Here is a 24,164-nt window from a genome sequence, read left to right as displayed (position 1 = left end):
GGAGGTAAGCGCAGGCCCTGCGACCATCGCTCAACGGACTGTGGGTTGTCTCTCAACGGCGATGACGTCCGTGTCACGCAAAATCGGGCTCCCCGGCCATCACACCTACGGCAAGTCCGGTTTGTCGGTCTTTGTTAGGGGTTAAGGCCCGCTGTGACGGTCCGGAAAGGGGGCCCGCATGGCGCCGCCGCGCTCGTCGAGCAGGTTCCCGATGTCGACATCCTGGTCAACAACGTGGGCATGTACGTGGCCAGGCCGGTCTTCGAGATCACCGACGCGGAATGGCTGCACATCTACGAGGTGAACGTGCTGTCGGGCGTCCGCCTCGCCCGGCACCACGTGCCCCGGATGGCCGGCCGCGGGTGGGGCCGGGTGATATTCGTCAGCAGCGAGTCCGGGGTGCAGACACCGGTGAACATGGTGCACTACGGCATGACCAAGTCCGCGCAGCTCGCCGTCTCGCGCGGGATGGCCCAGGAGGCCGCCGGGACCGGCGTCACGGTCAACTGCGTGCTGCCCGGCCCGACGATCAGCGAGGGCGTGCGCAGGATGTGGGACGACCTGTACCCAGGGCTGGACCCGGCCGAGCAGGAGCGCCGGTTCGTGTCCGAGGGACGCGCGGCGGGATCCCTGCTGGGCCGCCTGATCCGGCCGTCCGAGGTGGCGAATCTGGTCGCTTACGTCGCCTCCGAGCGTTCGTCGGCCACCACGGGAGCCGCGCTGAGTGTCGACGGCGGGCTGGTTCCCACGATCTTTCCTTGACTCGATCCGCGGCTCGCTTGGCTTGTCCCGAAGGGGCCGAGCCAGGCTGCCGCACCCATGTCCCCGGGCTGGCGTCCGTCATGTCGGCCCGCCAGATCACCTGAGGAGGCAGCCGCCATGGGCATCCGCTCGTTCCTGCCGGGCCGCCTGGGCTTCGGCTCGGCGCCGCTGGGCAACATGTACCGCGCCATTCCGGAAGACGAGGCACTGGCCACCGTCGAGACCGCCTGGAACCAGGGCATTCGCTACTTCGACACCGCCCCCTTCTACGGGGCCGGCCTGTCGGAGATGCGGCTCGGGCAGGTGCTCGGCTCGCAGCCTCGCGACGAGTTCGTGCTGAGCACCAAAGTCGGCCGGCTCATCTCGGACGAGACCGAGGATCCCGCCGGCCGCGAGCTCGGAGAGAAGGGTGGCCTGTTCGAGCACGGCCGCCCCAACAAGATCGTCTACGACTACAGCGCCGACGGCACCCACCGCTCCATCGACGACAGCCTCAAGCGCTTGAACACCGACCGTCTCGACTTCGTCTGGGTCCACGACATATCCCAGGACTTCTGGGGCGACCTGTGGCTGGAGGCCTTCGATCAGGCCCGCACCGGCGCCTTCCCCATCCTGCAGGACCTACGCGACCAGGGCGTCATCAAAGGCTGGGGGCTCGGGGTCAACCGGGTCGAACCCATCGAACTCACCCTCGGGCTCGAAGACGCGCAGCCGGACGGCTCCGTCCTGGCAGGTCGCTACACCCTGCTCGACCACGAACGCGCGTTGCAACGCCTCATGCCCACCGCGGCCGAACAGGGTGTCGACATCGTCATCGGCGGCCCCTACAACTCCGGCGTGACGGCCGGCGGCACGCACTTCGAGTATCAGCAGGCGTCCCCCGCCATCGTCGACAAGGTCAAGCGCATCACCGCGCTGGCCGAGCAGCACGGCGTCACCGTCAAGGCCGCCGCCCTGCAGTTCAGCCTCGCCCACCCGGCCGCCGCGGTAGCGATCCCCGGCTCGTCGCGCCCGTCCCACGTTTCCGAGGACCTCGCCGCGGTGAACGAGCCCATACCAGCCGCGTTCTGGACGGCCCTGCGCGACAACAACCTGATCGCGCCGAACGCGCCCGTGCCCACCGAGTGATCCAGGAGGTCACCATGGCCACCGCCACCGCGACGATCGTCGAACGCCTGGAGCGGTTCCACGGCATCTACGCCGACGGCCTCGCCGCACTCGCCCAAGCTCTCCGTACCTGACCGGACCGCACCGGCTGTTGGCCCACCTTCGGTGATGATCAGCTTGTTCGCGGCGTCCGGAGATTTCCGGAGTTGCGAGCCGCGGCCCAGGGCATCAGCTCGGCCACCACCTGCTTGCTCCAGGGGCGTACCAGGAAGCTCAGTTCCTGACAGCGATCGTCGCCGAGCGCGGCGTAGGGGGCCCTGCTCATCCGGTCGGTCGCCTCTTCGATGGCCTCACGTTCCCCGCGCCCCTGCTCGGTCAGGGAGCCGTCGCTGAGCCGGCCACGCTCCTCCAACCTGCTCTCGGCGGCCGCCCAGTCGGCTTCGGTCCAGCCGCGGGTGGTCCGGAGCGTCTCAGCCGGTACGGCACCGGTGGCGGCGTGGCTGACGAGGGCTTCGATCCCGCTGAGGCCGGCGGCCAGCAGGGCGGCCAGGTGGCCGTCACCGCGAAACTCGCGCAGCAAGGTCGCGGCATGCCAGAGCACCAGATGCGGAGCGGCCGGCCAGGGCAGCGCGGTGTGCGCGGCGTACAGAGGCCGCCCGCTCAGCTCGTCCGAGATCGCCTGGGCCGCCTCCCGGGCCAGCTCGGCGGCACGGGACATCTCCGGCGAATCAACCGCGTCGCCGAGTACGCGGCGCAAGGTCGTGTCGGCCGCGTTCAGCCGGGCGTCCAGGATGTCGGCGGGGGAAGCGAGGTGCCATGCGGCCGGGATCGCCTTGCGTACCACCTGGGGATTGAAGTTGTAGAAGGTGGCGATCACCGCCTCGGCGGAGACCGGGCCGAAGGCGGCCGCCCGGGAGGCGAAGTACCCCATCCGTCCGGTCAGCCCGAGCCGCTGGTAAGCGGCATGCGCGTCCGGGGAGAAGTAGATCATGCCGTGCAACGGCTCCAGCGTCCGCCACGTGCGGCGTTCCAAGGTCATGCTGGTGAAGATACCGACCGGTTGGTACCGCGTCCACCGGTGAGAGCGACACGGCGGCGGCTCGGAGCGACGGGCCGGTGGCAACACCGGCACCGCGCTCCGAGCCGACCGGGTCCGGAGTTCGCGCGGTTACGGCCCTAGCCGCGATCGATGACGACGTCCTCTTCGCAGATGACGCGCCCGAACGTCGACAGGTCGATGAAGTTCTCGTGATCGGGGTCGACGATCTTCAGGAAGTTCTCGCTGAAGAACAGGGCCTCAAGGCCGGCCATGTCGTCGAACCAGGCCTCGACCACCGAGTCGTACTCCGATGCGGGGTACCGGGGCGCCGGAACGGGGTACGACACGACGAACCGGCGGATGTAGCGCTCCGACTCCGGGATCGACATGAGCAGCGGCCGGTGGATGTTCTGCTGGTAGTGCTTGAACTCGTCGTGCGTCATGCCTTCGCGGCGCTTCAACGTGATGATCATCTTGATCATGAGTGAATACCCATCCTCTACTGATTGTTTTCTGATAAGGAAAGTGACGTGGTCGAAGGGTCGTTTCCGTCCGGGGCATGGCGGGCGTCGTAGCCGCGCAGCCGCCCTGCCAGGGCCCAGAACAGCACGGTCGTGACCACCTGAACGCCCAGCCCCGCCGCGAAGGCGCGCTCCCAGCCGAGCGACACGGCGAGCGTGCCGGGGATCGCGCCGATCGTGGCGATGCCGAGCGCGAGCGAAGCCTGTTGCGCGGTGGTGAACAGTCCTCCGGCCAGGCCCGCGACTCGATCGGGCACCGCTGCCATGACCGTCGCGACGAGGGGGCCGTACTGGCTCGCCTGTGCCGCGCCGAGGAGCAGGCCGACCACCTGGAAGCAGCCGATCCAGACCGCCGCGCCCTTGCCCTGGCCGAACCACGAGGCCAGGCCGAGCACGACCAGACCGGCGGCCAGCAGGCCGGCGGCCACCTCCATCGTGCGGTCGCCGAACCGCGCGGTGATGCGCGGCATGCGAAGTCCCGCGAGGACGAAAGCCCCCGCGAACGCGGCCAGCCCGAGCCCGGAGCCGACCGGCGTCAACCCGAGACCGACCTGGGTGAACATCGAGTACTCGTAGCTGAACGCGCCGTACCCGGCGAAGAGCAGCACGGTCATCGACAGCCCGATCCGCAGCGCGGGCGGCCGCAGGCTGGAGGGGGCGACGAGCACCGGACATCCGGCCGACTCGCGCCGTCTCTGGTTGCGCCAGAAACCCCACAGCCCCAGCAACCCGAACGCCACCAGCGCGAGTGTCCACCAGGGCCAGTCTGTCGCCGGGCCGAGTGACAGACCGGCGACCAGGGCCAGGAGCGGGATCGCCGCTCGGAGCGCGCCGCCGAAGTCGGGCCGTTCGGTGCCGTCCGGCGGGGCGGCCCGGAGCCGGCGCACGCCCAGCAACGCCACCACTGCGGGGATCGCGGAGGTCAGGACCGCCCCTCGCCATCCCGCCCACGGCAGGCTCAGCCCCATCACGAGGCCACCGGCGACCTGCCCCGCCACGGTGCCGACCCCGGAACTCGCGGTGAACGCCGCGACCCCGCGCGCCTGGGTGGCCCCGCTGCCCGAGGTCTGAATGATCGCCAGCGTCTGTGGCATCACGATCGCCGAGGCCGCACCTTGCAGGACCCGCGCGGCGACCAGCCACCAGAGTCCGGGAGCCGCCGCGGCCAGCGCCGACGTCAGCGCAACCGCGACCAGCCCTAGGGCCAGCAGCCGCCGCCGTCCGTACCGGTCGCCGAGGCGTCCGGCGGGGATCAGCCCGGCCGCGAACGTGACCGCGAAGCCGGCCAGCACGAGCGCGACCTCGCCACGATCCGCACCGAGATCCGGTCCGAGCCGTGGGGCGGTCACGTTGCCGATGCTGAACGTGTACGTAGCTCCGAATGCCGCCACGAGAACCGGCCATGTCCGTTGCATGACACCCACCCTGCGGCCCTGGCGGGCGGCCCTCCAGAGTGCCATGATGCTGGTGCTCGGACCACCACCTTGGCCCGGCCCCGCCGTGGCATGCTCGTTGCCATGGCGGACATACGTTCTCGTGAGCTCGGCGCCTACCTGCGGGCCCGGCGTGACCGGCTCTCGCCCGCGGACGTGGGCCTGCCCGGTGGCGGTGGCCGGCGCCGGGTCAAGGGGCTGCGCCGTGAGGAGGTCGCGGTTCTCGCGAACGTCGGGTCCACCTGGTACACGTGGCTCGAACAGGGACGCGACGTACAACCGAGTGTCGAGGTGCTGACGGCGATCGCGGAGGCGTTGCGGCTCTCCCCCGGCGAACGCCGGCACCTGCTGCTCCTCGGCGGGCACGCGGCGGAGCCTTCGAGCTTCGAGCAGGTCGGCGGCCAGTTGCAGGGGCTGCTGGACAGCCTCTCCCCGCAGCCGGCGGTGGCGATGAATCCGTGGTTCGAGCCCTTGGCCTACAACGCGCCGTTCCGGTTCATGATCGACGACATTGAGGCGCTGCCGGCGGGCGATCGTAACTGCGCCTACCTGCACTTCACCCACCCCGACTGGATCGCCGGGCACTCCGACCACGAGCAGGAGTGCGCGGGCATCGTGGCCCGGCTGCGCGCGTACTACGGCGAGTCGGTCACCGATCCCGCCTGGGGGCCGCTGCTCGGCCGGCTCCGCGAGGAGTCACCGCTGTTCGTCCGCCTGTGGGACCAGGCGGACGTGTCGAGCGATCCCGACCGGGTGAAGGGAATCCGGTCGCTGCACGTCGGCAAGCTGTCCCTGCGCACCGTCACGATGCAGCTCCAGGCGAACCCGCGCACCCGTGTCGTCGTGTACCAGCCGGAGGACCGGACGACCCGGGAACGGCTCGAAGAGCTCGCGAGCCGGATCACCCGCGGCGTCATCGACGGTCCGGCGAACGTACGGCGGCTGCGTCCGGCGACCTGACGAGATCACTCACGACAGCCCAGGCGCTCCGGATGCCTCGACGGCCCGGACCTGCATCCTCGCGCAGCGCCGCGAGGCCATGACCTGCGCGGCGGACGGGACATAGTCCGCGAACCTCAGCCTCGGCGAGCAGCGTGCGGGCGCGTCGCCGCCAGTCGGCGACGGCCTCGGCCTCGGTGGTGGGCTGCTCGACGCCCGGGTGCACGGGCGCCGCTCTTGCGGATGATTCCTTGTCGGCGCGGCAGGGGCTCCCACCATGCGGTCGCGAATCTGCTGGTAGATCGGCATCTCCCTGTCGAGGTCAAGTGATAGCTGCACGCTACAGGTTCTATCTGATATACATCTAATAGAACAGACGCTCAGCCGCGGCGCTTCGCGGAAGACGCCTGCCCCCACCCCCTTGCGGCGAGGCAGCCCCGGGCCTCATGCCGTTGATCAAGGAGACAAGACCATGAACCTCACCAACCCGACCGCCTCGACGACGACGCACCCCATCAGTCGGCGCACCGTGGGTGTCGCCACAACCGCGGCGGCGATGCTGGCCATTTCGGTGATCGCCGTCGCCGCTCCCGCCGCCGCCACCTCCCGCCCGGCCTCACCGGCCGGCGGCTCCATGCGGGACGTCGCACAGCAGATGCTGGCCATCGGCAACCCTGGTTACCTGGCACGGATCAACGACGGCCGGCGCGTTTCCACCACCGTCGCCGGAGTCGCCGACATGGCCACGGGCCGCGCACTGCGTGCGGACGACCAGTTCGAGATCGGCAGCAACACCAAGACCTTCACCGCGACGCTGATCCTGCAACTGGTCGACAAGAAGGCCGTCACCCTCGACGCACCCGTTTCGACGTACCTGCCCGGCGTCGTCCCCAACGGCGACAACATCACCGTGCGCATGCTGCTCAACCACACCAGCGGCCTGTTCAACTACACCGGCGACCCCAAGGTGCTGGCTCTCATGCAGAACGACCCGCACCACGACTGGACCGAGCGAGAGCTGCTCAACGCCGCCTTCGCCCACCCGCCGACATTCGCCCCCGGCAAGGGCTGGTCGTACTCGAACACGAACTACACCCTGCTCGGAATGATCGCGCAGAAGCTGACCCGCTCGAGTCTCGCCGACCTCGTACGCGAGCGCATCGCCCGCCCGCTCGGCCTCAAGCACACCTACTACGCCAACCCGCGGGCCACCAACACCGGCCCGGGATACGCTCACGGATACGCCATCGTCTTCGCCGACGGCACCCCGAAGTACACCGATCACACCGGGGCGAACATCGGCGGCTGGGCCGGCGCCGCCGGGGCGGTCATCTCCACCAGCAGCGACCTGTCACGCTTCTACTCCGCCCTACTCGAAGCCGAACTGTTCTCCCGTGCGCAGCTCCGGCAGATGAAGACCACTGTCGCCCTACCGCCCGAATTCCCCATCAAGGGCCGCTACGGTCTCGGGCTGATCAAGTTCGATACGCCCTGCGGGACGGCATGGGGCCACGGCGGCGACACCCAGGGCCACCACAGCACGACCGCGGTTTCCGGCGACGGTCGCCGCACCGCCATCAGCGACAGCACCGGCAAGGCCTCCGACCTCGCACCCAACGACGGGATCACCCGCTGGACCAACGTGGAGTTCGCCGCCCAGAAGGTGGCCGTCTGCCACATGCTCGGCAAGCCGGTGCCGGGCTCCCTCATCCGAGAGCTCCACGCCACCGCACCGTAGCGGGCGGGAGTGCCCAGGTGACGTGAATCAGTTCCCTCGGGCGGCCGGCGGCGAGACCAGCCACAGCGATCTGCGCCAGGCGCTGGGCATCGACGGTGCGAGCGTCACCCGGCTGATCAAGGAGTTCGAGGCCGAAGGGGTTGTCAGGCGTCGTCTCGACCCGGCTGACAACCGTTACACCCTGGCCGCCTTGACCCCCGCCGGCGAACGGGTAGCGGCCGACCTGGAGCGATCGCACCAGGCGTACCAGGAGCGACTGCTCGCCGGTGCCACCGCACAACAGCAGGAGATCGTGCTGGATGTCCTACGGCGCATCCGCGCGAACGTGACCGCACAGGAGAGCCGATGACAGACGAAGTGCGGGCCGCCGCGTGGCGCATGTACGCGGCGTTCAACGCCCACGAGCACGCCACGGAGGAGATCTTCACGACGGACTTCTTCAGCCATCCCCTGGGCGCCACCGGACCCGAAAGTGTCACCCGGGCCTGGCAACAGTTCCACAAGACCTTCCCCGACGCGCAGGTCATCGTCGAGGACATGGTCGTCGAGGGCGACACCGCCGCCGTCCGCACGAGCGTGCTGGGCGTTCCCGGCCGGCAGCCACCGACCATGCTGGAGATCTTCCGGGTACGCGACGGGCGTATCGCCGAACTGTGGGCACTGTCCTCCCTGCGCCGCGACTCCTGAAGCCGGCCCCGAACCACGACCGAGATCTATCACGGAGCCACTCGGCGACTGCGACACGTTCGGGAGAAGACCCTCGAGGGACCAAGGTTGCCGAGTCAGCTGGACCAGCGTCCAAAGGTGCGTGGCCCACCGCGAGAACCAGCGCACCGGCAACCCTCATCTGATGGTCACCAAAGCGGGGTGGAACCCGGCATCCGTCGCCTATGTCAGCCACGTTCTGGACCCGTCCGGCATCTCACCGCGGACGCTTCGCTCCACTCGTCTGATCGACCTGGTCAACCCCATAGACGCCGAACTCGTCGCCGCGGCCTCCGGGATGAATCCCGAGGTGTCATGATCTATCTCGCCGATCATGTTGATTCCAGTCGACTGCTGAACCCCGGCTTCCTCGCCGAGACGAGCACATGACGAACAACGGAGGTCAGATGCCCAGTTCCGCCACCAGGATCGTGCTGCGGCAACACGTCACCGACGACGACGTCCAAGGCGTCGCCTGGGATCTGGACTGGAACGCGATCAGCGTGGGCGACCGAAAGCAGGCCACATGGGTGGATGCCTGGGCCACCGTGGATGGGGCCACCTCTATCCACTACGTGCATGATGGGCCTATCGGCATGCGTTACTTCATGGTCCGTGGCCGTGACGTCGTTGGCGTCGCGCAGCGCATCGTGGATACCTGTCCCACCTGGACACTCGCCAACGCCCTGGACACCGCGCGGTTGGCAACCGAACGTGACGACAGACTCATCGCGGTGTATGCGATGGCCCTTACCGCGCCCGACGACCCCGACCCGGCATGAGCAGCGAGGCGGCCTTGGGTAAAGAAGAGCTGCCCGGTCCTGGTGTGAGAACCAGGGATGTCCGGGGCCTTGATAAGGAATCGACTGCGGTCCTGACCCATGAGGAAGCGTAGAGCCACCATCATCCGCACGCACGCAGCTCGAGGTCGAGCGGGCTCCTGACGGTCGATCGTTCAACACGGGACCTCGTTTGACACCAAGATCATTTTCACGTGCGCGGAGAGCACGTCATCGTGAGGCCGGTGCGGATGATGCGTTCGGGACCATCCCCGCGTGCGCGGGGAGCACTCTCGATGACCTGCAGCGTTAGCCCGCCAAGGCGCCCAGATCGAGCACTTTCGAGGATTCGGACATTTGGGCACTCTCGATCAATGGCGCGCGGACGAGAACATCGCCATGCGCCTGCTCACGGTGGCGCATGAAGCAGTTGGTGGGTCAGCGCTGTCCGTAACGGCGGCGCTTGGATGCCTTGCTCCATCCGGTAGGGGCAGAGGCCGCCGCGGTTGCCGGCCGATCTTTGGGCCGACACATCAAGACGAGACCGTCGTGATCGATGGGGTGCCATTTGTGGTCGTGGGTTTCGAAAGCGAATCCCTGCTCGTTGTAGCTGGCTGTCCGGAATCTTCTAGGCACCTCAGTCCGGCGAATCGCAAGGATACGGCTCTTGGGAGGGACGCTGAGAATATGACGACTGTGGGATTCATCGGAAGCGGATACATCGGCACTACCATCGCGCGGCTCGCCATCGCGGCCGGGCACCAGGTCGTGCTCAGCAACTCGCGCGGTCCAGAAACGCTCGCGGACACGGCCGCGAAACTGGGGCCGCGGGCGTCCGCGGCGACGAGCGGGGAGGCCGCGGCGGCCGGTGACATCGTCGTGATCACGGTGCCGGTCAAGGCGTTCCCCAACTTGCCCGCCGCGCCACTGGCCGGGAAGACGGTCATCGACACGTGCAACTACGGCCCTGAACGTGACGGGCATATCCCCGAGCTCGACAGCGAGTCGCTCACCTCGAGTGAACTGCTGCTGCGGTACATCCCGGACGCCATGGTCGTGAAAGCGTTCAACAACATCTTCTTCAAGCACCTGCAGTCACTCGCCCGTCCGGCGGGGGCCGCGGACCGCTCCTACCTGCCGATCGCCGGGGACTCCGCGCCGGCGACGGCGGCGGTGACCGAATTCATCGATTCCATCGGCTACAGCGTCGTGGACGCGGGACCACTGGCCGACAGCTGGCGGCAGGCGACGGACACGCCGGTGTGGGGGACCCCATACGGGCCGTCCTCGAACGAGAAGGGCCAGCCGGCCAACGAGGACTGTTGGCTCTGCCTGGCCCGCGGAAGGAGATCGAGGCCTCGCCATATCCGTGACTACGAACGTTGCTGACCGCGCTGCAGGGAGGAGACTCGGTCGCTGACAGCAGCGGCTTCCGGTTCAAAGACCCCACACCGGCAGGGAACCACGACTGGCCGACGTGCCCTGACCATGACGACCCGGGTCAGTCAGCCTCCCCCAGATCCAGTCCCGGCGCCGGCCCGAGGTCGAGCTGTTTGCTCATGTCCAGTTCGAACGCACACCAAGTTCCGCCAGGTCGTTGAGGAGTGGGAAGGAAGCGGTCAAGCGTCCAATCGTGATCGATGAGATCTACGGGATCAGCGGCGGGCTGGAGACACGTACTTACAATCGGATGCCGGCCGGAACCTCAACGCCGGACGAGACGGCCGCCTACCTGGACACGTGGGCCATCGCGCATGCGCGGGCCGACGGCCGCGATGCCGGCGAGCGGCCCGTCTCCGGCGGCACGGCCCGGATGGACCCCCTGACCGAGCTGCTGACCCTGCACAATCGCACCAACGCCGTTCGGGACGAGTTCATGGGGCCGCCGCCGCACCTGCTCGCCGAGATCTATGAGCGCGAGGCCGTGCTGCTGGACCGGGTCTCCACCCACGGCGGCCGCGGCCGATCGGCCCGCGACGCCAAGAAGCGCGGCCGAGGCTCGCGATCGCGCGGTCACCTATCGCGCCCAGGACGCCCACCTCAAAAGAGATCGCCAAAAACCCAGACAGCGGACCAGCACGCTGGCGAGCACGAACGACGCTGGCCCAAGGAGATCTACGGCCCGTACCGGATCTTCCCCGACATGGCCAGCGCACGCGACTGGTGCGCCCACTGCAACGTCTGGATCGGTACCGCCGCCGGGGCCGGCGACGACCCGTCGTCTCGGTCCTGACCAATGCTCCGGAAGAGCTCGGCAGCCCTGCTGGAGATGGCTCCGACGGAATCACGATCAGTGCTTGTCATGGAAAGGTCCGGAAGTTTCGGCGTACGCTGCTCCCAGTGGCCGACGCGCTGGCCCGCTTCCGAGCCTCCTGCCCCACGCGGAGGAGGCGACGAGGACAAGGTCCACGGCGCTGCAAATGGACGGCATGGTCGGGGTCGACGCTCGGCTCGGCCAGCGCCAGCGCCAGGACGTACAGGTGCGGTTCGGCGAGCGCCTGGCCGCCGTGCTCGACGCCGAGCGCCCCGCGCGCGATCCGTACGGTGACGACCCGGACGACTTCCTCGGGGAGCTGTCCGACAAGCCGCCTGTGCCCATCGTGGAGAACCTGGACGACGTCGAGGACAACGGCTTCTACGACCCGTGACCGAGCCGCCCCTGCCGCGAAGCGGCGGCCGCGCGAACGACGCCGACCTCAGTTCGTGGGGGGCTGACGATACGCGGCTGGCGCCGTCGGTGAAGTACCGGGTGTTCGTCGAGGTGCTCACCGGCCAGGCCACCCAGGGCCAGGCGGCCGGCAAGTACGGCGTCAGCCGGATGACGGTGAACCAGATCTGCAAGACCGCCAAGCAGGGCGCCCTGGACGCGCTCGCGGGTGCCTCGGCCGTCGGGTGTCCGGGCAAGAGTCCCAAGGAGGTCGAACTGGAGGCCGCCCGGCGTGAGATCGAGCGGCTGCGTGCCACGGTGACCGAGCAGGCTGTCGCCTTGCATCTGCACCAGGGAATTCGCTTTGGGGCTGAACGCCGGCCTGGTCCCGCCGCGAGTCGGCGCCCGCGTCAAGGCCGGTCTGCTGGTACTCGTCGCGGACGCGGCATGTGCGGGCGGCTGGTCGACCCGGCAGGCGGCAGCGACGCTGGGGCTGGATCACGCGCGGGTGCTGCGTCGGCAAGTGCGTGCCGTCCTCGGGCGGCTCGATGACGCCAGGCCTGGTCCGGAGATCGCCCTGCACGCGTTGCTGCCGTGGGAACGCGAGGCGATCGTCAAGATTGCCGGGGAGCGGCTGGAGATCGACCGTAGCCATCGCGAGCTCGCCCATCGCGGGTCGCGGCTGGATGCCTTCTACGCCTCCGAGAGGGCGGTTCGCGAGTTGATGTCCCTTTCGTCGCTTGAGCTGGGTAGTGCAGGCCAGTGGTCAGGCCCGGCCGATTACGGGCGTGGCTGAGTGAACAAGCCTGGCTCGGTCTCGGCGAGGATGGCGCGGCTGACCAGGCGTTTGAGCTTCACCCGGACGTTCTGGATGTTGTTGTGCGCCAGGGGCAGGTCGAGAGCCTCGCACAGCTCGCGCGCCCTTAAGGGACGGTCACGGTCGGCGAAGACGGTGAGAATCTGCTGGTAGAGCGGATGGCCGGGCAGTGCCGGGGATTGCGTGGCCGGTTCGGGGTCATCGGCGGTGTCAGCCGCGAGGGTGAGCAGCGTCTTGCGGGTGATCCGTAAATGTTCGGTGGCCTCCCTGAGTTCGCCCAGACGCGCGCGGTCAGCGCGTCGATCTCCGCCTGGATCTGTTCGATCTGGCAGGTCAGCGCCTGCTCGCGGGCATCGATCTTGTCCAGCAACCAGGCGCCCGGGTTCGAGTCCCGCGCGTCGAACATGGTCATGTCGACCGCCAGGAGGGGGCGGGAGCGCGGTCAGACGGCGGGACATCACGTCGGTCATCGCCCAGTACACCCGCGATTCGGAGCTGGCCGGGCGGTGTTCACAGTCGCGGACCAGACGCCGGTAGAGCATCAAGGTGCCGTAGGTCTGTTCGACGACCGAGCGTTTCGTGCGCGGCGGCTCGGTCCAGCAGGGCGATCCCGGCGGTGTTCTCATGGGCGCAGGCGGCAAGCATGACCACGGCGATGACCAGGCCGAGCACGTCCACGGCGCCGCTTGTGGGCCCGGCGGCGTGCGGGTGGGCCCACAGGAGGCCGAATCGACACTGACCATCGACCAGTCGATCCGGCCTTCCGCGTCGGCGCCGGTCAGAACGGCCGCGAAGATCCGGTCCCACCTATGGTGTCGCTCGTACACGGTCTTCCACAGACCGAAACGCGCCGGCGGATCCCGCCGTGGTACCCCAGTGCACAGCCGATGCAGGATGCCGTTGATGGCCGCGGGGTGGCCCGGAAGATTCCGCCGCCGACTCACCTCGCTAGCGCAGGTTCCAGTCGTCCTTTCCGCGGGTGACGATGACCTTGGAGAAGGCCGACGACCCGGTGACCCTGATCAGGGGGCCGTCATCCTGGGAACCTCCCGTGACGTTGCGCTTGCCGAAGATCGAGCTGCCCTCGTCGATCACGTTGGCGTTGCCGGGGACGCGGACGATGAGTTTGCTGAAGCGGGCGTTCGTCTCGATGGTGATCTCGCGTCCCGGCAGCACGGCGTCGGACAGGTCGATGATGAGCGCCCCGAACCTGGCGGTCAGCCGGGTGTGGCGGGAGGCCACCCAGCGGCCCTTGCGGACGACCTTGCTGAACTGGGAGGTGATGACCTGCTTTTCGATGGCGGCGGGCACGCCGGATGCGGCCACGTCGGGCAGGTCCCGGGTGATGGGGACGAGCTCACCGACCGTCTGGGCCGTGTAGGCGACGTCGAGACGGTCGGCGTGCTCGACGCTGGTGAGTCTCCCGGTGGCGAGGGCCTCGCTCAGCACCGCGGCCACGCGGTCGCGGTCGGAATCTGAGGCACGCAGATGGGGATCGTCGGTCACGATAGGTTTCGACCTCCGGTATGCGCCGATAGGCGCGCGGGGCTTGGGCTGAAGCTCTTCAAGGTCGGGCGGGCAGGCGTTGCAACGCAGGTCGCCGCGAAGGGCGCGAGGAGCCGCCGTCCTTCACGGCACCTGAGGGCTCTGCAAGACCATCTTCGCGGCCGGCACGCTTGTCGTACCAAAGAACCAGTCGATGGCGCTGGAAATTGGGCAGCCCGTGCGCCGGTTCGTCTCCTACGGTGCCTGAGTGTCCCCGGTCGAGACCTTGGCCGAGGTCGTTGCCGCGGCGGGGTCCATCGGGGGATCCGCCGGCCCAGAGCGCCGCGCGGTGTCGGCCCGGCGCCGGGCACGGCCGCGCTCCACCAGCCACCATTCGACGATCAGCAAGGGGAGGGTCCAGCCGAGCCAGGTCGTCACGCCGGCGGAGGCCTTGATCACCTCCTGCATGTCCCCGCCGTAGGTCGTCTCGAACTCGGGCAGGACGATGAGGAATATCACCATGCCCCAGATGCGGTTGGTGATGATCGAGGCGGTCAGCGCGAAGCTGCGCAGCATCCACCGGCGGTGATCGGCGTACCTGTGCCGGCGTGCCATGCGAAATCCGGTGACGGTGAACAGGGTCCACAGCGTCGCGAGCAGCATGTTGCTGACTCGCGCGCCGTCGCCGTACGGGGTGGCCGCGCCCACGACGAAGCCGGCCAGGCCGCCCGGTATCACGCCGGCGAAGATGTACACGCGTCCGATCCTGCGGTGTGCGACCGGGTGGCGCTCCCGAAACCACGGCCAGACCTGCAAGCCGCAGGTCAGTAACGCCACCGAGGAGCACAGCACGTGCGTGGCCAGGAAGGGGTAATACAGCGGAAAGCCTTCCGGCGGCGGCACGCGAGACAGGGCGGGATCGAGAGTGGTGTAAGGCGGAACGGAGAACGCGACGAAGCCGAGCACCACCAGCATCAGCGGCACGACCCAGGGGCGCTTCCACAGTGGTGGTTTCTGTACGGCAGGCGGCGGCGTGGCGTGATTTGCCGGTCGCGCGAGATCAGTCATGCCCGGAGTTTGGGGTGAGGCGCTGACCACTCACCTACCGCGCACATACCGGCGGCATACGGTGCCGGCCTGTGGCCGGACGCCGCGCACGAGCCGCCGACCGACGGTGCCGCCCCTACAGGACGGTCACCACCGCAGACCGGAGGGCGCACTTCGACTTGTACGCCATGGCGCCCACCTTCCGGAGGAGGCGCCTACCGTTCGCCGGCCATCCGGCTGACCTCGGTCAGTGCGGCGTCAATGCGCGTGCGGGTGGTCTCGGTGCTGTACCACTGCGCGGGGCACTCCTCACGGGCCCGGGTGAGGAGGACGTGCGCCCCCGCCACGTCACCGCGGGACAGCTCCACTTCTCCCATGCCGAGATACGCCCAGGCCACCGTCTCCATGGAGCCGTATCTGCGCGACAGCTCGGCGGCCAGCTCGTAGTCGGCCGCCGCGCCCGCCGGATCGCCCAGGCTCAGCAGGGCGTCGCCCCGCCGGCACAGCGCCTCGGCGATCTCCGTCCCGGCGCCCAGCTCGCGTGCCGTCGCCAGCGCTTCATCGGCCAGGGCGTGGGCCTTGCGGTGGTCGCCCTGGTTCTGGTGCAGGGAGCCGAGCCCGGACAGCACCAGCACGGTGCCCCAGCGCTCGCCGATGGCCTTGAACGCGGCCAGGCTGCGCTCGAAATGGGCCAGGGCCTGCTCCACCTCGCCGAGCACGTCGAGCACGAACGCCGAGCCGACCATGGCCAGCGCTGCCTGCCACGGGGAAAGGCTGGCGGACTTCCGTGTGACTTCTCCGTAGGCCTCCATGAAGTCGCCGGGCGGTCCCGTGAACATCGACAACAGCATCATCAGGAACTCCACGCGCTGCGGCACGTAGGTCAGCGGAAGCAGCTCGCAGACCTCCTGCAGGTGGGAGCGCAACTCGTCGTCGATCTCGCCGGCCCAGGCGGTGACGAGCACGCACATCACGTGCTCCTCCACCATGCCGTCGAACCGGTGAGAGCCCAGTCTGCTCAGCAACGCGTCGGCCAGAGCGGCGGTGGCGGTGCGATTGCCGCGCATCCACCAGTAGCAGGCGCTGTGCGCCAGCAGCCGCAGGGCCGTCTCCATCTGCCCCGACTCGGTCGCCCAGCGCACGGCCGCGCTGAGGTCGTCGCTCTCCTCATCCAGCCTGGCCAGCCACTCCAGTTGCTCGCGGGTGCGCAGCCGCGCGTCGGCCGCGACGAGCAGGTCCAGGTAGTACGCGGCATGCGCGTCACGTATCGCCTCCACCTCGCCGGACTCGGCCAGCCGCTCCGCGCAGAACGCCTGGATCGTCTCCAGCATCTGATAGCGCCCGCCCACGAACTCCACCAGCGATTTCTCCGCCAGCGAGAACAGCACCTCCTCCGGCAGCCCGCACACCCGCTCCGCCGCCTCCGGCCGCGCGCCGCCCACGAACACGCTCAGCCGCCTGGCCATCCGCTGCTCGTCCTCGTCCAGCAGGTCCCAGCTCCACGCGACGACCGCGCGCAGGGTCTGGTGCCGGGGCAGCGCCGTACGGCTGCCCCGGGTCAGCAGCCGGAACCGGTCGTCCAGCCGCGCCGACACATCCGGCAATGACAGCGTACGCAGCCGCGCCACCGCCAGCTCGATGGCCAGCGGCAGCCCGTCCAGCGCCCGGCAGATCCGCACCACCTCGGTCGCGTTGCCCGCATCCACGGCAAAGCCCGGCTGAACGGCCGCGGCCCGGTCGGCGAACAGCCGGACGGCCGGGTAGTTCAACGGGTCGTCCACCTCCGGCGGCGGCAGCCGCAGCGGCGCCACGGGCAGGATCGACTCACCGGTGATGCCCAGCGCTTCCCGGCCGGTCGCCAGCACCCGCAACCCCTGGCAGGAGGCCAGCAGCACATCGGCCAGCTCAGCGGTGGCCGCGATGAGGTGTTCGCAGTTGTCCAGCACCAGCAGCAGCTCGCGGGCGGCGAGCGCGGTGACCAGCCGCGCGACCGGCTCCACCAGCGAACCCGTCGGCGGGGTGCGCAGGGCGTCGCGGATGCCGAGTGCGGCCAGCACGGCCCTGGGCACGTCCGCGACGTCGGAGACGGGCGCGAGCGGCACGAAGCAGACGTCCCCCGGCTCCTGCCCGACCGCCTCGATCGCGAGCCGTGTCTTGCCCACGCCGCCCGGGCCGATCAACGTGACCAGCCTGCCGGCCCGCAGGCTCGCGCCGACCTGGGCGAGCTCCTCGGCGCGGCCGACGAAGCTGGTGAGCTGCGCCCGCAGCCCGTGCCGTTGAACGGCCGGGCGTGGCACGGCCGTGCCCAATACCGGGGCGGAAGTGCCCAGCGCCGGGTCGGCCCGCAGCACGGCCAGGTGCGCGGCGGCCAGCTCGTGACCCGGCTCGACGCCGAGCTCCTCGTCCAGGATCTTCCTGGCCTCGTTGTAGACGGTCAGCGCCTCGGCTTGGCGGCCGCTGCCGTAGAGAGCGCGCATGAGCTGGGCTCGCAGCCGCTCCTGCAGCGGATGGGCGGCGATGAGCCGGCTCAGCTCGGCGACCAGCTCCCGGTGCCGGCCCAGGTCCAGATCGGCCTGCACACGGTCCTCGACTGCGGTCAGCCGCAGCTCCTCCAGCTCCGTCGCGGCGGCCTCAGCGTGCGGGGCATCGGCCAGCGGAGCGCCGCGCCACAACTCCAGCGCCTCCCGCAGCAGTGTGGCCGCCCGATCCGGGTCGCCGCCGGCCAGCGCCTGTCCACCCGCACGCGCGAGCTGCTCGAATCGCCCCGCGTCCACGTCCTGCGGGTCAACGATCAACCGGTACCCGGCCGGATGGAACTCCACCAGGTCCCTGCCCAGCGATCGTCGCAGCCTGGACACCTGCGACTGCAGCGCGTTGGACACGCCCTCCGGGGGACGGGCGCCGTACATGCCCGCCACCAGCTGCTCCCCGCTTACGATGCGCCCGGCATGCAGGGCGAGCAGCGTGAGCAGAGCCCGCCCCCGAGGGCCGCCGAGCACAACGGGCTCACCGTCCTCGCCCAGCGCGATCGTGGGTCCGAGGATCTGGAAACGCATGCGTCGATTATCGCGGACGCGGCAGCAGCGCGGCCCGTCACCGCAAATGTCGGGATCTGCGACCCTGGCCCGCCTGAGAGGGCGGTCTGTGGGCCGACGCCACTGATGTCATAGGGTGATCGAGTGAATCTGCAGCGTTATGCCTAGCTGGTGGGCGTGGACGTGTTGAGATGGCCGGGTGAGTGAACGCAAGCCGTACACGACGGACTTATCCGATGAGCGGGCGGAGCGGGTGCTCGGCTCACAGTGCGCCGTGTGGACCGAGCTGATCGATTCTCCCCGGCAGGTCGACTACATGGCCTTCCCCTGCCTGACCGCTTTCGCCGAGACCGTGTGGAGCTCCGCCGACCGCGACACGGCCGACTTCCTCCGCCGGCTGGAGGTCCACCTCGATCGGCTGGACGCGATCGGCGTCGAGTATCGGCGCGAGAGCGGGCCTCTGCCCTGGCAGACCCGCCCGGGTGTCCCCGGCCGGCCCGAGAGCGCCGACACCTGGCAGCGCAAGATCGACGCCTGGACCGGTAACTTGCGTCGCTCCCGGTGATGATCGCCGCGCATGGCGCGGATCGGGCGAGGATCAGCGCGCTGACGCGATCAGTGTCTTCAGCCGGTCGTCGCCGGCCGCCCCGGTCACCGGCGCGATGCGCTTGTCCGGGTCAGGCGCCGGGGACGGACGGGATGACCTGCGTCCCGGCCGGCGGGTGACGACGCTCGGTGTGCTGGGAACGTGGCTGTCCAGTGCGGGACGTACGGCTCAAGCGACTTCGCGGTGAGCACGATCTCGCTCTGGTTCTCCCAGCCGCCGTGCTCGTCCGGCGTCCAGAGCCGCAGCCATCCGCGCTGCCACCGACGACGATCCGTCCGGGCTCGGTCTGCCACGCGCTGGAGAGTCTCGCAAGCCGCCCAGGCCGAGCGGACCGCGGAACGGTTCGTCAGGTCGCCGAGGACTTGGCGGCCAGCTTTTCGGCGCCGCAACACGTCCTACGTCAACAGCCGGCACAAGAGCCGGGCCATGTTGGACGCCGACCCGGCGCAAATCAGATGTTCCGGGGGACGAGGATGATTCGCCGCGGTTGTTCGTCGAGACTGAGATCGTCCCCGCGATTCACATTCACCGTGGAGACCAGAACGGCGAGCACGGCCTTGCGCAGCGTCCGTTCGAGCCGCTCATAGTCCTCCGCCGGCCCGGACAGCGCGCGGAAGGCGACGCCTTCGACGGTCACGGAAAGGATGTCCGCGAGGTCTTCGAGGGTGATGTCGGGGCGCAGCCTCAAATCGTTTACCGCCGGTATCGGTCACGCAAGCCTTTATGGTTGGCGCGATACGCGCCGCCCGTCAGACCGCGGAGCGCTCGGCGACCGGGCGGCGGCGCCGGTTCACGTACGAGATGGCCGGTGGGGTGTAGGACACGTCGTTGGGGCCGGCGTCGGTACCGGGCGGAGCGATCTCGTCGATCCGGTTGAGGATCTCGTCATCCAGGGTGACGTCGGCGCCGGCCAGCAGGTCGTCGAGATGTTGCATGGTGCGTGGCCCAATGATCGCCGAGGAGACGCCCGGGTGGGCGATCGCGAACGCCATCGCGAGGTGAGTCATCGGCAGGCCGGCCTTCTCGGCGAGCGGGATGAGCTGTTCGACGACGTCGAGTTTGCGCTCGTCGCTGAAGTGCTGCGGCATGCCGCCGGACCGGTGGGTGTCCGTCTGCTGCCCCTTGCGGTAGCGGCCGGTGAGCAGGCCCTGGCCCAGCGGGCTCCAGACCAGGGTGCCCATCCCGTAGCGCTGACAGACCGGCAGCACCTCGCGTTCGATGCTCCGGTTGACGATCGAGTACGGCGGCTGCTCGGTCCGGAAACGCTCCAGACCGCGCCGCTCGGCGACCCACTGCGCCTCGACGATCTCCGAGGCGGGGAAGGTCGACGCGCCGATCGCCCGCACCTTGCCGCTGCGGACCAGGTCAGACAGGGCTGACAGAGTCTCCTCCACGTCGACCGCCGGGTCGGGGCGGTGGATCTGGTAGAGGTCGAGGTGATCGGTCTGCAGGCGGCGCAGAGAGTTCTCGACGGCGGTCATGATCCAGCGCCGTGAGTTACCCCGGTGGTTCGGATCGCCGCCCATCGGATAGTGCACCTTGCTGGCCAGCACGACATCGTCGCGGCGGCCCTTGAGTGCCTTGCCGACGATCACTTCGGATTCGCCGGCGGAGTACACGTCGGCGGTGTCGACGAAGTTGATCCCCGCGTCCAGGGCCCTGTGGATGATCCGGATCGAGTCGTCGTGGTCGGGGTTGCCCATGGCCCCGAACATCATGGTGCCCAGGCAGTACGGGCTGACCTCGATTCCGGTCCGGCCCAGCGTACGGTACTTCATTATTCCCCCTTGGAATCGTTCGTGGAGCGTTCGGTGGGTGGTCGGCATGGTGACGCCGAGCCCTGTGTCGAGGTGCGGCGTCGCCGATCACTGAGAACTATCCGGGCGCCGGCTGCGGCTCGTCCCGGTACATCCATGCAAGCAACGCGGCGAGCGCCGGGCCTTCACGATTCTTTCGCGTGGTTGCACAATCCTCTTCGTTCAGGTGGCAGTCACAGCGGCGCCGCCGCAGCGGGACCGGCTCCACCCCGCAGGCGCACCGCGTCGACGCTGGGCGGAGCACCGAACTGGCGCCGGTACTCCCGGCTGAACTGGGACGGGTTGTCGTACCCGACGCGCTGGCCGACACCGGTGACGTCGTTCGGACGGTTCGCCAGCAGCAGCCTCGCCGCCTGCAGCCGGATCTGCTTCTGGAACTGGATCGGGCTCATCGCCGTCACCACCTGGAAGTTCCGGTGGAAAGCGGAGACACTCATCCCCGAAAGCTGTGCCAGCTCCTCGACCCGGAACGGCTGGGTGTAGTTCTCCCGGATCCACCGCACAGCACGTTCAATGTGGCTCAGGCTGCTGTCCGCGAGGCCGAGCTGACGGACGGCGTCACCCTGTTCGCCGGTCATCAACCGCCAGAGGATCTCCCGCTTGAGCAGCGGGACGAGCGCCGTCCGGTCCCCTGGCCTGTTGAGCAGGCGCAGCAGCCGTACGACAGCGTCGAGCAACTCCTCCGGGGCGTCACTGACCGCGATGCCCGGCGGTGCGGTGCGGGTGGACCGCGGCAGCTCCCCCGGTCCGGTCTGCAGCAGCAGCTCCGCGATGACGGCAGATTCCAGGGTCATCCCGAATCCGAGTGAAGGGCGGGCGGTGTCGACGAAATGCCCCGTCACCGGGAGGTCGACCGAAGCGACGAGGTACTGGCCGGCACCGTACTCGTAGACGCGGTCTCCCAGCGCCAGACGCTTGCTACCCTGAGCGATGACCGCCAGCACCGTGCCGGACATCGAGGACTCCGGCGAAACGGCGTGGTCGACCTTGCAGACCCGGACGCCGTCGATGGCGGTGGTCAACCCGGGCCGCGCATGCCGTTCCAGCAGGTCACGAAACTCGTCCAAAGACATGTCACCATTGCAGCACGCAAGCCGTCGACGGCCATCGGTAGGTGCACGAACACGAGTCCACCCTGACCAGGGACAAGTTCACCGCACCTCGCTTCGCGGCTTCCGCGATCAAGCCCTGCGGCAGGGCTTCGAAGACACCGCCGTCCCTCCACTGCCGGAAGCGGTCGGCGCCGACCTTCCAACGAGAGCGGGGCATCACGGTGAGACACAGGGCAGGTCCTCTGCCGGCTCGACACGGATGAGGTGCTTGGTCGCGTCTCATCCTCGCCGCGAAGGGCCCGCCCATCTGCTACCTCAGCCTTCCCGGTCTGTCATCGACGTCCTGTCCCGCAACACCTAGAGGAAGCAACTTGCGTTCCCATCCGGCAGTTTGAGGTCGATGAGGTAGTTGGCCACGACTTTGTCGACGCACGGATTGCGGACGACCGTCGCGCCGTGCTGTTCGCCCTTGACCGTGAGCAGCCGCGCCCCGAGCGTTTCTGCGAGGTTGATGCCGCCTTCGTGCGGCGTGAGCCCGTCGCCGGTGATCGAGACCACGGCCAGCGCGGTTCTTCCCCGTGTCGTGGACATGATCGTGCTTTCCCCCGAGATGGTGAATGATCGTTACAGACTTCCATCTACGTTTGGTGATCATTTCCACACCTGGAGTGGAGTGATATCCCCTGGCCAAGGGATGATGTCGGCTCAACAGCCAGCGGATTCGCGCACCGGGGGTGTGTCCAGGTTTTCGGCGTACAGTCCCCCCGAGCTCGACGGCGTCCGTGTGCTCGCAGGCTGCTGGCGGGGGTTGTGACCTGACTGGGACCGGAATCTCGGAAGTCACATCGGGATTCTCCTTCTGGGAAGGCGTTGTTCTCGGACGTATGCGCTGCGTTCGCCTTGTCGCTCGATCTGGGTACTTGATCATGGGTCAATGGTCTGGTTCGGCACCGCTTGGACGGTGAGCCCGGATGATCAATTCTCTCTCGCCAGGGCTGCTGGAGTTCGGGCTGGTGGGTGAGCTCGGCGATCGTGAGCCGGTACAGCGCGGCGACGGCGGGTGAGAGGACAACGCGCAGGAGGCGCTCGCCCACGGCTTGGAGGTCGGTTCGCGGGTCACCTGTATGGCCGGTCGCCGCTGATCCGCCCGGCGTGGCGCTCGCCGCGGTCCGGGCCTCGCCGACGACCGCGAGGAAGAGCCGTTCCTTGTTGCCGAAGTGGCTGTAGACGGTCTGCTTGCCCACCCTTGCGCGGGCGGCGATCGCATCCATGCTGACCCTGGCGTATCCCTCGGCAAGAAACAGTTCCAATCGGATTTGACTGGGGATGCAGATGACCGATCAGCCATGGATCTTCGCCGGACACAGCGACTTCATCGCGGGCCTGGCCAACTACGACATGAAGGCGCCGCTCACCGGCGCGCCCCCCGCCCAGGTCCCGCCATCGGACCTGGGCTCCACCCACGGCCTGGGTGGAGGCCTGTTCGAGGTGATGGTGCCGCCCATCGACCGCCTCCAGATGACCAAGACCGACACCGGCCTCCAGATCGAGTACCCGCCGCAACTCGACCGCCACTACGCCCTGGACCAGAACATCGCCGGCATCGGCGCCCTGCTCCGGCTCGTCCGAGAGTCAAAGGGCCGGGTACGGCTGGCTCGCACGGTGCTCCCAGGCACCGCTCGTGGTCACCCACGCCGCCCACGCCCTGTCACCTACCAGCCGGGCACTCACCGACGACCAGATCACCGCGATCGCGGCCAGCGACGTGATCGGCGTCAGCCTCGAAGGCGTCTCCCCCTCACCGGCCGGGATCGTCGCCGACGTGATGACCGGCATCGCGCATGCGAACTGGCTGCGCGTGCTGCACGCCACCTGGTGACCCGCCCCTCGAGCAACCGGTCCTGATCACACCCGGCGTCGGCGAGCGCGGGCCCGCCCGCTGTGTTCGAGCCGAATCTGTCGTCCTGTGCGGAGGTCGCGGCCTGTTTCTGGTGTATGCGGTGGCCCCCGTTATTCGACACTGCGATGACTCATCTCAGCCTGCGATGGGCCCGACCGAGAGCTGGCCGGTGGCGGCCTTGACGAGTTCGGCTCTTTCGGTGGCGACGTCGATGATGGCCAGGTCCGCAGTCCAGTCGAGGCCGACCACGAGCCGGGTTCCGCTGAACGTCATCCCCCCTTCGATCGCATACCTGAGGTGGTCGCCGGAGATACGACGGTCCTTGGCCGGGTCCCTGGGGGACAGCAAGAGCAGGGCCGGATCGTTGTCGTCGTTCCACAGGGCGGCGACCTGTCCGTCGCCTGAGGCGCTCAGGGCGCCCGCCCACGACGGGCCCGGGGCCGCGACACCCGGCACAAGAACCCCCGCACCGCCATGCGCTACGTCAAACCCGGCGCCGAAGCCATCGCCAAGGTCACCGAGATCCTCGCGCCACGCCGCCGTACCCACTGATCAACAGAGTGGCGGCTCGCCGGAGCTGTAGGAGTTCCGGGCCTCCAGGGCCGGGCCGAGGGTCCCTGTCTAAGCTCAAGCCCATGACACTGGAATGGGAACAGATCATCGTCGACTCCGCCGACCCTGTCGCTCTCGGGCGCTGGTGGGCCGAGGCTCTCGGCTGGGTTGTGGTCGACGAA

Annotated in this window: 26 protein-coding genes and 2 pseudogenes; 14 read left to right on the top strand and 14 right to left on the bottom strand. The window is 68.8% G+C overall.

Going from position 1 to position 24,164, the window contains the following annotated elements; genetic code table 11:
- Positions 1-153 precede the first annotated feature (153 nt).
- Positions 154-762, top strand: coding sequence for an SDR family oxidoreductase (locus AB0C28_RS48020; protein WP_357849367.1), 609 nt, complete (start codon positions 154-156; stop codon positions 760-762).
- A 117-nt stretch (positions 763-879) separates the two neighbouring features.
- Positions 880-1,890, top strand: coding sequence for an aldo/keto reductase (locus AB0C28_RS48015; RefSeq protein ID WP_358082957.1), 1,011 nt, complete (start codon positions 880-882; stop codon positions 1,888-1,890).
- 151 nt (positions 1,891-2,041) lie between these two features.
- On the opposite strand, the gene AB0C28_RS48010 is transcribed toward AB0C28_RS48015, so the two are convergent.
- The 3 genes from AB0C28_RS48010 to AB0C28_RS48000 form a co-directional block, all read right to left on the bottom strand.
- Complete coding sequence (locus AB0C28_RS48010) at positions 2,042-2,908, bottom strand: hypothetical protein (RefSeq protein ID WP_357849373.1); 867 nt, start codon at positions 2,906-2,908, stop codon at positions 2,042-2,044.
- Positions 2,909-3,045: 137 nt separating this feature from the next.
- Positions 3,046-3,390 (bottom strand): EthD domain-containing protein, encoded by a 345-nt coding sequence (locus tag AB0C28_RS48005; RefSeq protein ID WP_357849376.1) that lies wholly within the window; start codon positions 3,388-3,390, stop codon positions 3,046-3,048.
- Positions 3,391-3,407: 17 nt separating this feature from the next.
- Complete coding sequence (locus AB0C28_RS48000) at positions 3,408-4,844, bottom strand: MFS transporter (protein ID WP_358082954.1); 1,437 nt, start codon at positions 4,842-4,844, stop codon at positions 3,408-3,410.
- 102 nt (positions 4,845-4,946) lie between these two features.
- Between AB0C28_RS48000 and AB0C28_RS47995 the strand changes: the two genes are divergently transcribed.
- The 10 genes from AB0C28_RS47995 (at position 4,947) to AB0C28_RS47950 (ending at position 12,466) form a co-directional block, all read left to right on the top strand.
- On the top strand, positions 4,947-5,822 hold the full coding sequence (locus tag AB0C28_RS47995; RefSeq protein WP_358082951.1) for a helix-turn-helix transcriptional regulator: 876 nt from the start codon (positions 4,947-4,949) through the stop codon (positions 5,820-5,822).
- 451 nt (positions 5,823-6,273) lie between these two features.
- Positions 6,274-7,539, top strand: coding sequence for a serine hydrolase domain-containing protein (locus tag AB0C28_RS47990; RefSeq protein ID WP_357849385.1), 1,266 nt, complete (start codon positions 6,274-6,276; stop codon positions 7,537-7,539).
- A gap of 22 nt (positions 7,540-7,561) precedes the next feature.
- Entirely contained in the window at positions 7,562-7,888 is a 327-nt protein-coding gene (locus tag AB0C28_RS47985) for a MarR family winged helix-turn-helix transcriptional regulator (protein ID WP_358082948.1), read from the top strand.
- A complete protein-coding gene (locus AB0C28_RS47980) occupies positions 7,885-8,226 on the top strand; it encodes a nuclear transport factor 2 family protein (RefSeq protein WP_358082945.1) in 342 nt (113 codons plus the stop codon). The genes AB0C28_RS47985 and AB0C28_RS47980 overlap by 4 nt, the downstream gene beginning before the upstream one ends.
- 121 nt (positions 8,227-8,347) lie before the next feature.
- Entirely contained in the window at positions 8,348-8,563 is a 216-nt protein-coding gene (locus tag AB0C28_RS47975; protein ID WP_358082942.1) for a hypothetical protein, read from the top strand.
- 88 nt (positions 8,564-8,651) lie between these two features.
- Positions 8,652-9,026, top strand: a complete 375-nt coding sequence (locus AB0C28_RS47970) for a hypothetical protein (protein ID WP_358082940.1) — start codon at positions 8,652-8,654, stop codon at positions 9,024-9,026.
- A 546-nt stretch (positions 9,027-9,572) separates the two neighbouring features.
- Positions 9,573-10,412: an NAD(P)-binding domain-containing protein gene (locus tag AB0C28_RS47965; protein WP_358082938.1), complete on the top strand. Its 840-nt coding sequence runs from the start codon at positions 9,573-9,575 to the stop codon at positions 10,410-10,412.
- 244 nt (positions 10,413-10,656) lie between these two features.
- On the top strand, positions 10,657-11,256 hold the full coding sequence (locus tag AB0C28_RS47960) for a hypothetical protein (protein WP_358082935.1): 600 nt from the start codon (positions 10,657-10,659) through the stop codon (positions 11,254-11,256).
- 187 nt (positions 11,257-11,443) lie between these two features.
- Positions 11,444-11,671 (top strand): hypothetical protein, encoded by a 228-nt coding sequence (locus tag AB0C28_RS47955; RefSeq protein WP_358082932.1) that lies wholly within the window; start codon positions 11,444-11,446, stop codon positions 11,669-11,671.
- Positions 11,672-12,034: 363 nt separating this feature from the next.
- Positions 12,035-12,466, top strand: a complete 432-nt coding sequence (locus AB0C28_RS47950) for a hypothetical protein (RefSeq protein ID WP_358082929.1) — start codon at positions 12,035-12,037, stop codon at positions 12,464-12,466.
- Here AB0C28_RS47950 and AB0C28_RS47945 read toward each other — a convergent pair.
- From AB0C28_RS47945 to AB0C28_RS47925, 5 genes and pseudogenes are all read right to left on the bottom strand, one after another.
- A complete protein-coding gene (locus AB0C28_RS47945; RefSeq protein WP_358083073.1) occupies positions 12,451-13,113 on the bottom strand; it encodes a hypothetical protein in 663 nt (220 codons plus the stop codon). The two genes, AB0C28_RS47950 and AB0C28_RS47945, sit on opposite strands and share 16 nt — an antisense overlap.
- Before the next feature lie 135 nt (positions 13,114-13,248).
- A pseudogene (locus AB0C28_RS47940) lies at positions 13,249-13,392 on the bottom strand (transposase); the annotation flags it as partial.
- 43 nt (positions 13,393-13,435) lie between these two features.
- The gene (locus AB0C28_RS47935) at positions 13,436-13,993 is read right to left on the bottom strand and encodes a DUF1707 domain-containing protein (RefSeq protein ID WP_358082926.1); all 558 of its coding nucleotides are present in this window, start codon (positions 13,991-13,993) and stop codon (positions 13,436-13,438) included.
- 234 nt (positions 13,994-14,227) lie between these two features.
- A complete protein-coding gene (locus AB0C28_RS47930; protein WP_357849410.1) occupies positions 14,228-15,040 on the bottom strand; it encodes a DUF2306 domain-containing protein in 813 nt (270 codons plus the stop codon).
- A gap of 194 nt (positions 15,041-15,234) precedes the next feature.
- Positions 15,235-18,075 (bottom strand): BTAD domain-containing putative transcriptional regulator, encoded by a 2,841-nt coding sequence (locus AB0C28_RS47925; RefSeq protein WP_358082923.1) that lies wholly within the window; start codon positions 18,073-18,075, stop codon positions 15,235-15,237.
- Between the two features lie 205 nt (positions 18,076-18,280).
- Here AB0C28_RS47925 and AB0C28_RS47920 point away from each other — a divergent pair.
- A pseudogene (locus AB0C28_RS47920) lies at positions 18,281-18,619 on the top strand (family 20 glycosylhydrolase); the annotation flags it as partial.
- A 493-nt stretch (positions 18,620-19,112) separates the two neighbouring features.
- Here AB0C28_RS47920 and AB0C28_RS47915 read toward each other — a convergent pair.
- The 5 genes from AB0C28_RS47915 to AB0C28_RS47895 form a co-directional block, all read right to left on the bottom strand.
- Positions 19,113-19,349, bottom strand: a complete 237-nt coding sequence (locus AB0C28_RS47915) for a hypothetical protein (RefSeq protein WP_358082920.1) — start codon at positions 19,347-19,349, stop codon at positions 19,113-19,115.
- Between the two features lie 61 nt (positions 19,350-19,410).
- Complete coding sequence (locus AB0C28_RS47910; RefSeq protein ID WP_357849419.1) at positions 19,411-20,439, bottom strand: aldo/keto reductase; 1,029 nt, start codon at positions 20,437-20,439, stop codon at positions 19,411-19,413.
- 212 nt (positions 20,440-20,651) lie between these two features.
- Entirely contained in the window at positions 20,652-21,551 is a 900-nt protein-coding gene (locus tag AB0C28_RS47905; protein WP_358082917.1) for an AraC family transcriptional regulator, read from the bottom strand.
- A gap of 336 nt (positions 21,552-21,887) precedes the next feature.
- Positions 21,888-22,121 (bottom strand): alpha/beta hydrolase, encoded by a 234-nt coding sequence (locus AB0C28_RS47900; RefSeq protein ID WP_358082914.1) that lies wholly within the window; start codon positions 22,119-22,121, stop codon positions 21,888-21,890.
- A gap of 47 nt (positions 22,122-22,168) precedes the next feature.
- A complete protein-coding gene (locus tag AB0C28_RS47895; RefSeq protein ID WP_358082911.1) occupies positions 22,169-22,840 on the bottom strand; it encodes a TetR/AcrR family transcriptional regulator in 672 nt (223 codons plus the stop codon).
- A 371-nt stretch (positions 22,841-23,211) separates the two neighbouring features.
- On the opposite strand from AB0C28_RS47895, the gene AB0C28_RS47890 reads away from it, so the two are divergent.
- Positions 23,212-23,409, top strand: a complete 198-nt coding sequence (locus AB0C28_RS47890; RefSeq protein ID WP_357849431.1) for a hypothetical protein — start codon at positions 23,212-23,214, stop codon at positions 23,407-23,409.
- 156 nt (positions 23,410-23,565) lie between these two features.
- On the opposite strand, the gene AB0C28_RS47885 is transcribed toward AB0C28_RS47890, so the two are convergent.
- Positions 23,566-23,886 (bottom strand): hypothetical protein, encoded by a 321-nt coding sequence (locus AB0C28_RS47885; protein WP_358082908.1) that lies wholly within the window; start codon positions 23,884-23,886, stop codon positions 23,566-23,568.
- Between the last annotated feature and the right edge of the window lie 278 nt (positions 23,887-24,164).

The sequence above is a fragment of the Nonomuraea sp. NPDC048892 genome (assembly GCF_040649735.1).
Lineage (GTDB): Bacteria > Actinomycetota > Actinomycetes > Streptosporangiales > Streptosporangiaceae > Nonomuraea > Nonomuraea maheshkhaliensis.
Note: the sequence above shows the minus strand (reverse complement) of the source record. Positions and strands in the feature narration are given on the sequence as shown.

Coding starts and splice junctions, on each gene's coding strand:
- AB0C28_RS48015 (WP_358082957.1), top strand. CDS start 880: ATGGGCATCCGCTCGTTCCTGCCGGGCCGCCTGGGCTTCGGCTCGGCG.
- AB0C28_RS48010 (WP_357849373.1), bottom strand. CDS start 2,908: ATGACCTTGGAACGCCGCACGTGGCGGACGCTGGAGCCGTTGCACGGC.
- AB0C28_RS48005 (WP_357849376.1), bottom strand. CDS start 3,390: ATGATCAAGATGATCATCACGTTGAAGCGCCGCGAAGGCATGACGCAC.
- AB0C28_RS48000 (WP_358082954.1), bottom strand. CDS start 4,844: ATGCAACGGACATGGCCGGTTCTCGTGGCGGCATTCGGAGCTACGTAC.
- AB0C28_RS47995 (WP_358082951.1), top strand. CDS start 4,947: ATGGCGGACATACGTTCTCGTGAGCTCGGCGCCTACCTGCGGGCCCGG.
- AB0C28_RS47990 (WP_357849385.1), top strand. CDS start 6,274: ATGAACCTCACCAACCCGACCGCCTCGACGACGACGCACCCCATCAGT.
- AB0C28_RS47980 (WP_358082945.1), top strand. CDS start 7,885: ATGACAGACGAAGTGCGGGCCGCCGCGTGGCGCATGTACGCGGCGTTC.
- AB0C28_RS47970 (WP_358082940.1), top strand. CDS start 8,652: ATGCCCAGTTCCGCCACCAGGATCGTGCTGCGGCAACACGTCACCGAC.
- AB0C28_RS47955 (WP_358082932.1), top strand. CDS start 11,444: ATGGACGGCATGGTCGGGGTCGACGCTCGGCTCGGCCAGCGCCAGCGC.
- AB0C28_RS47945 (WP_358083073.1), bottom strand. CDS start 13,113: ATGAGAACACCGCCGGGATCGCCCTGCTGGACCGAGCCGCCGCGCACG.
- AB0C28_RS47930 (WP_357849410.1), bottom strand. CDS start 15,040: ATGACTGATCTCGCGCGACCGGCAAATCACGCCACGCCGCCGCCTGCC.
- AB0C28_RS47925 (WP_358082923.1), bottom strand. CDS start 18,075: ATGCGTTTCCAGATCCTCGGACCCACGATCGCGCTGGGCGAGGACGGT.
- AB0C28_RS47910 (WP_357849419.1), bottom strand. CDS start 20,439: ATGAAGTACCGTACGCTGGGCCGGACCGGAATCGAGGTCAGCCCGTAC.
- AB0C28_RS47905 (WP_358082917.1), bottom strand. CDS start 21,551: ATGTCTTTGGACGAGTTTCGTGACCTGCTGGAACGGCATGCGCGGCCC.
- AB0C28_RS47900 (WP_358082914.1), bottom strand. CDS start 22,121: ATGTCCACGACACGGGGAAGAACCGCGCTGGCCGTGGTCTCGATCACC.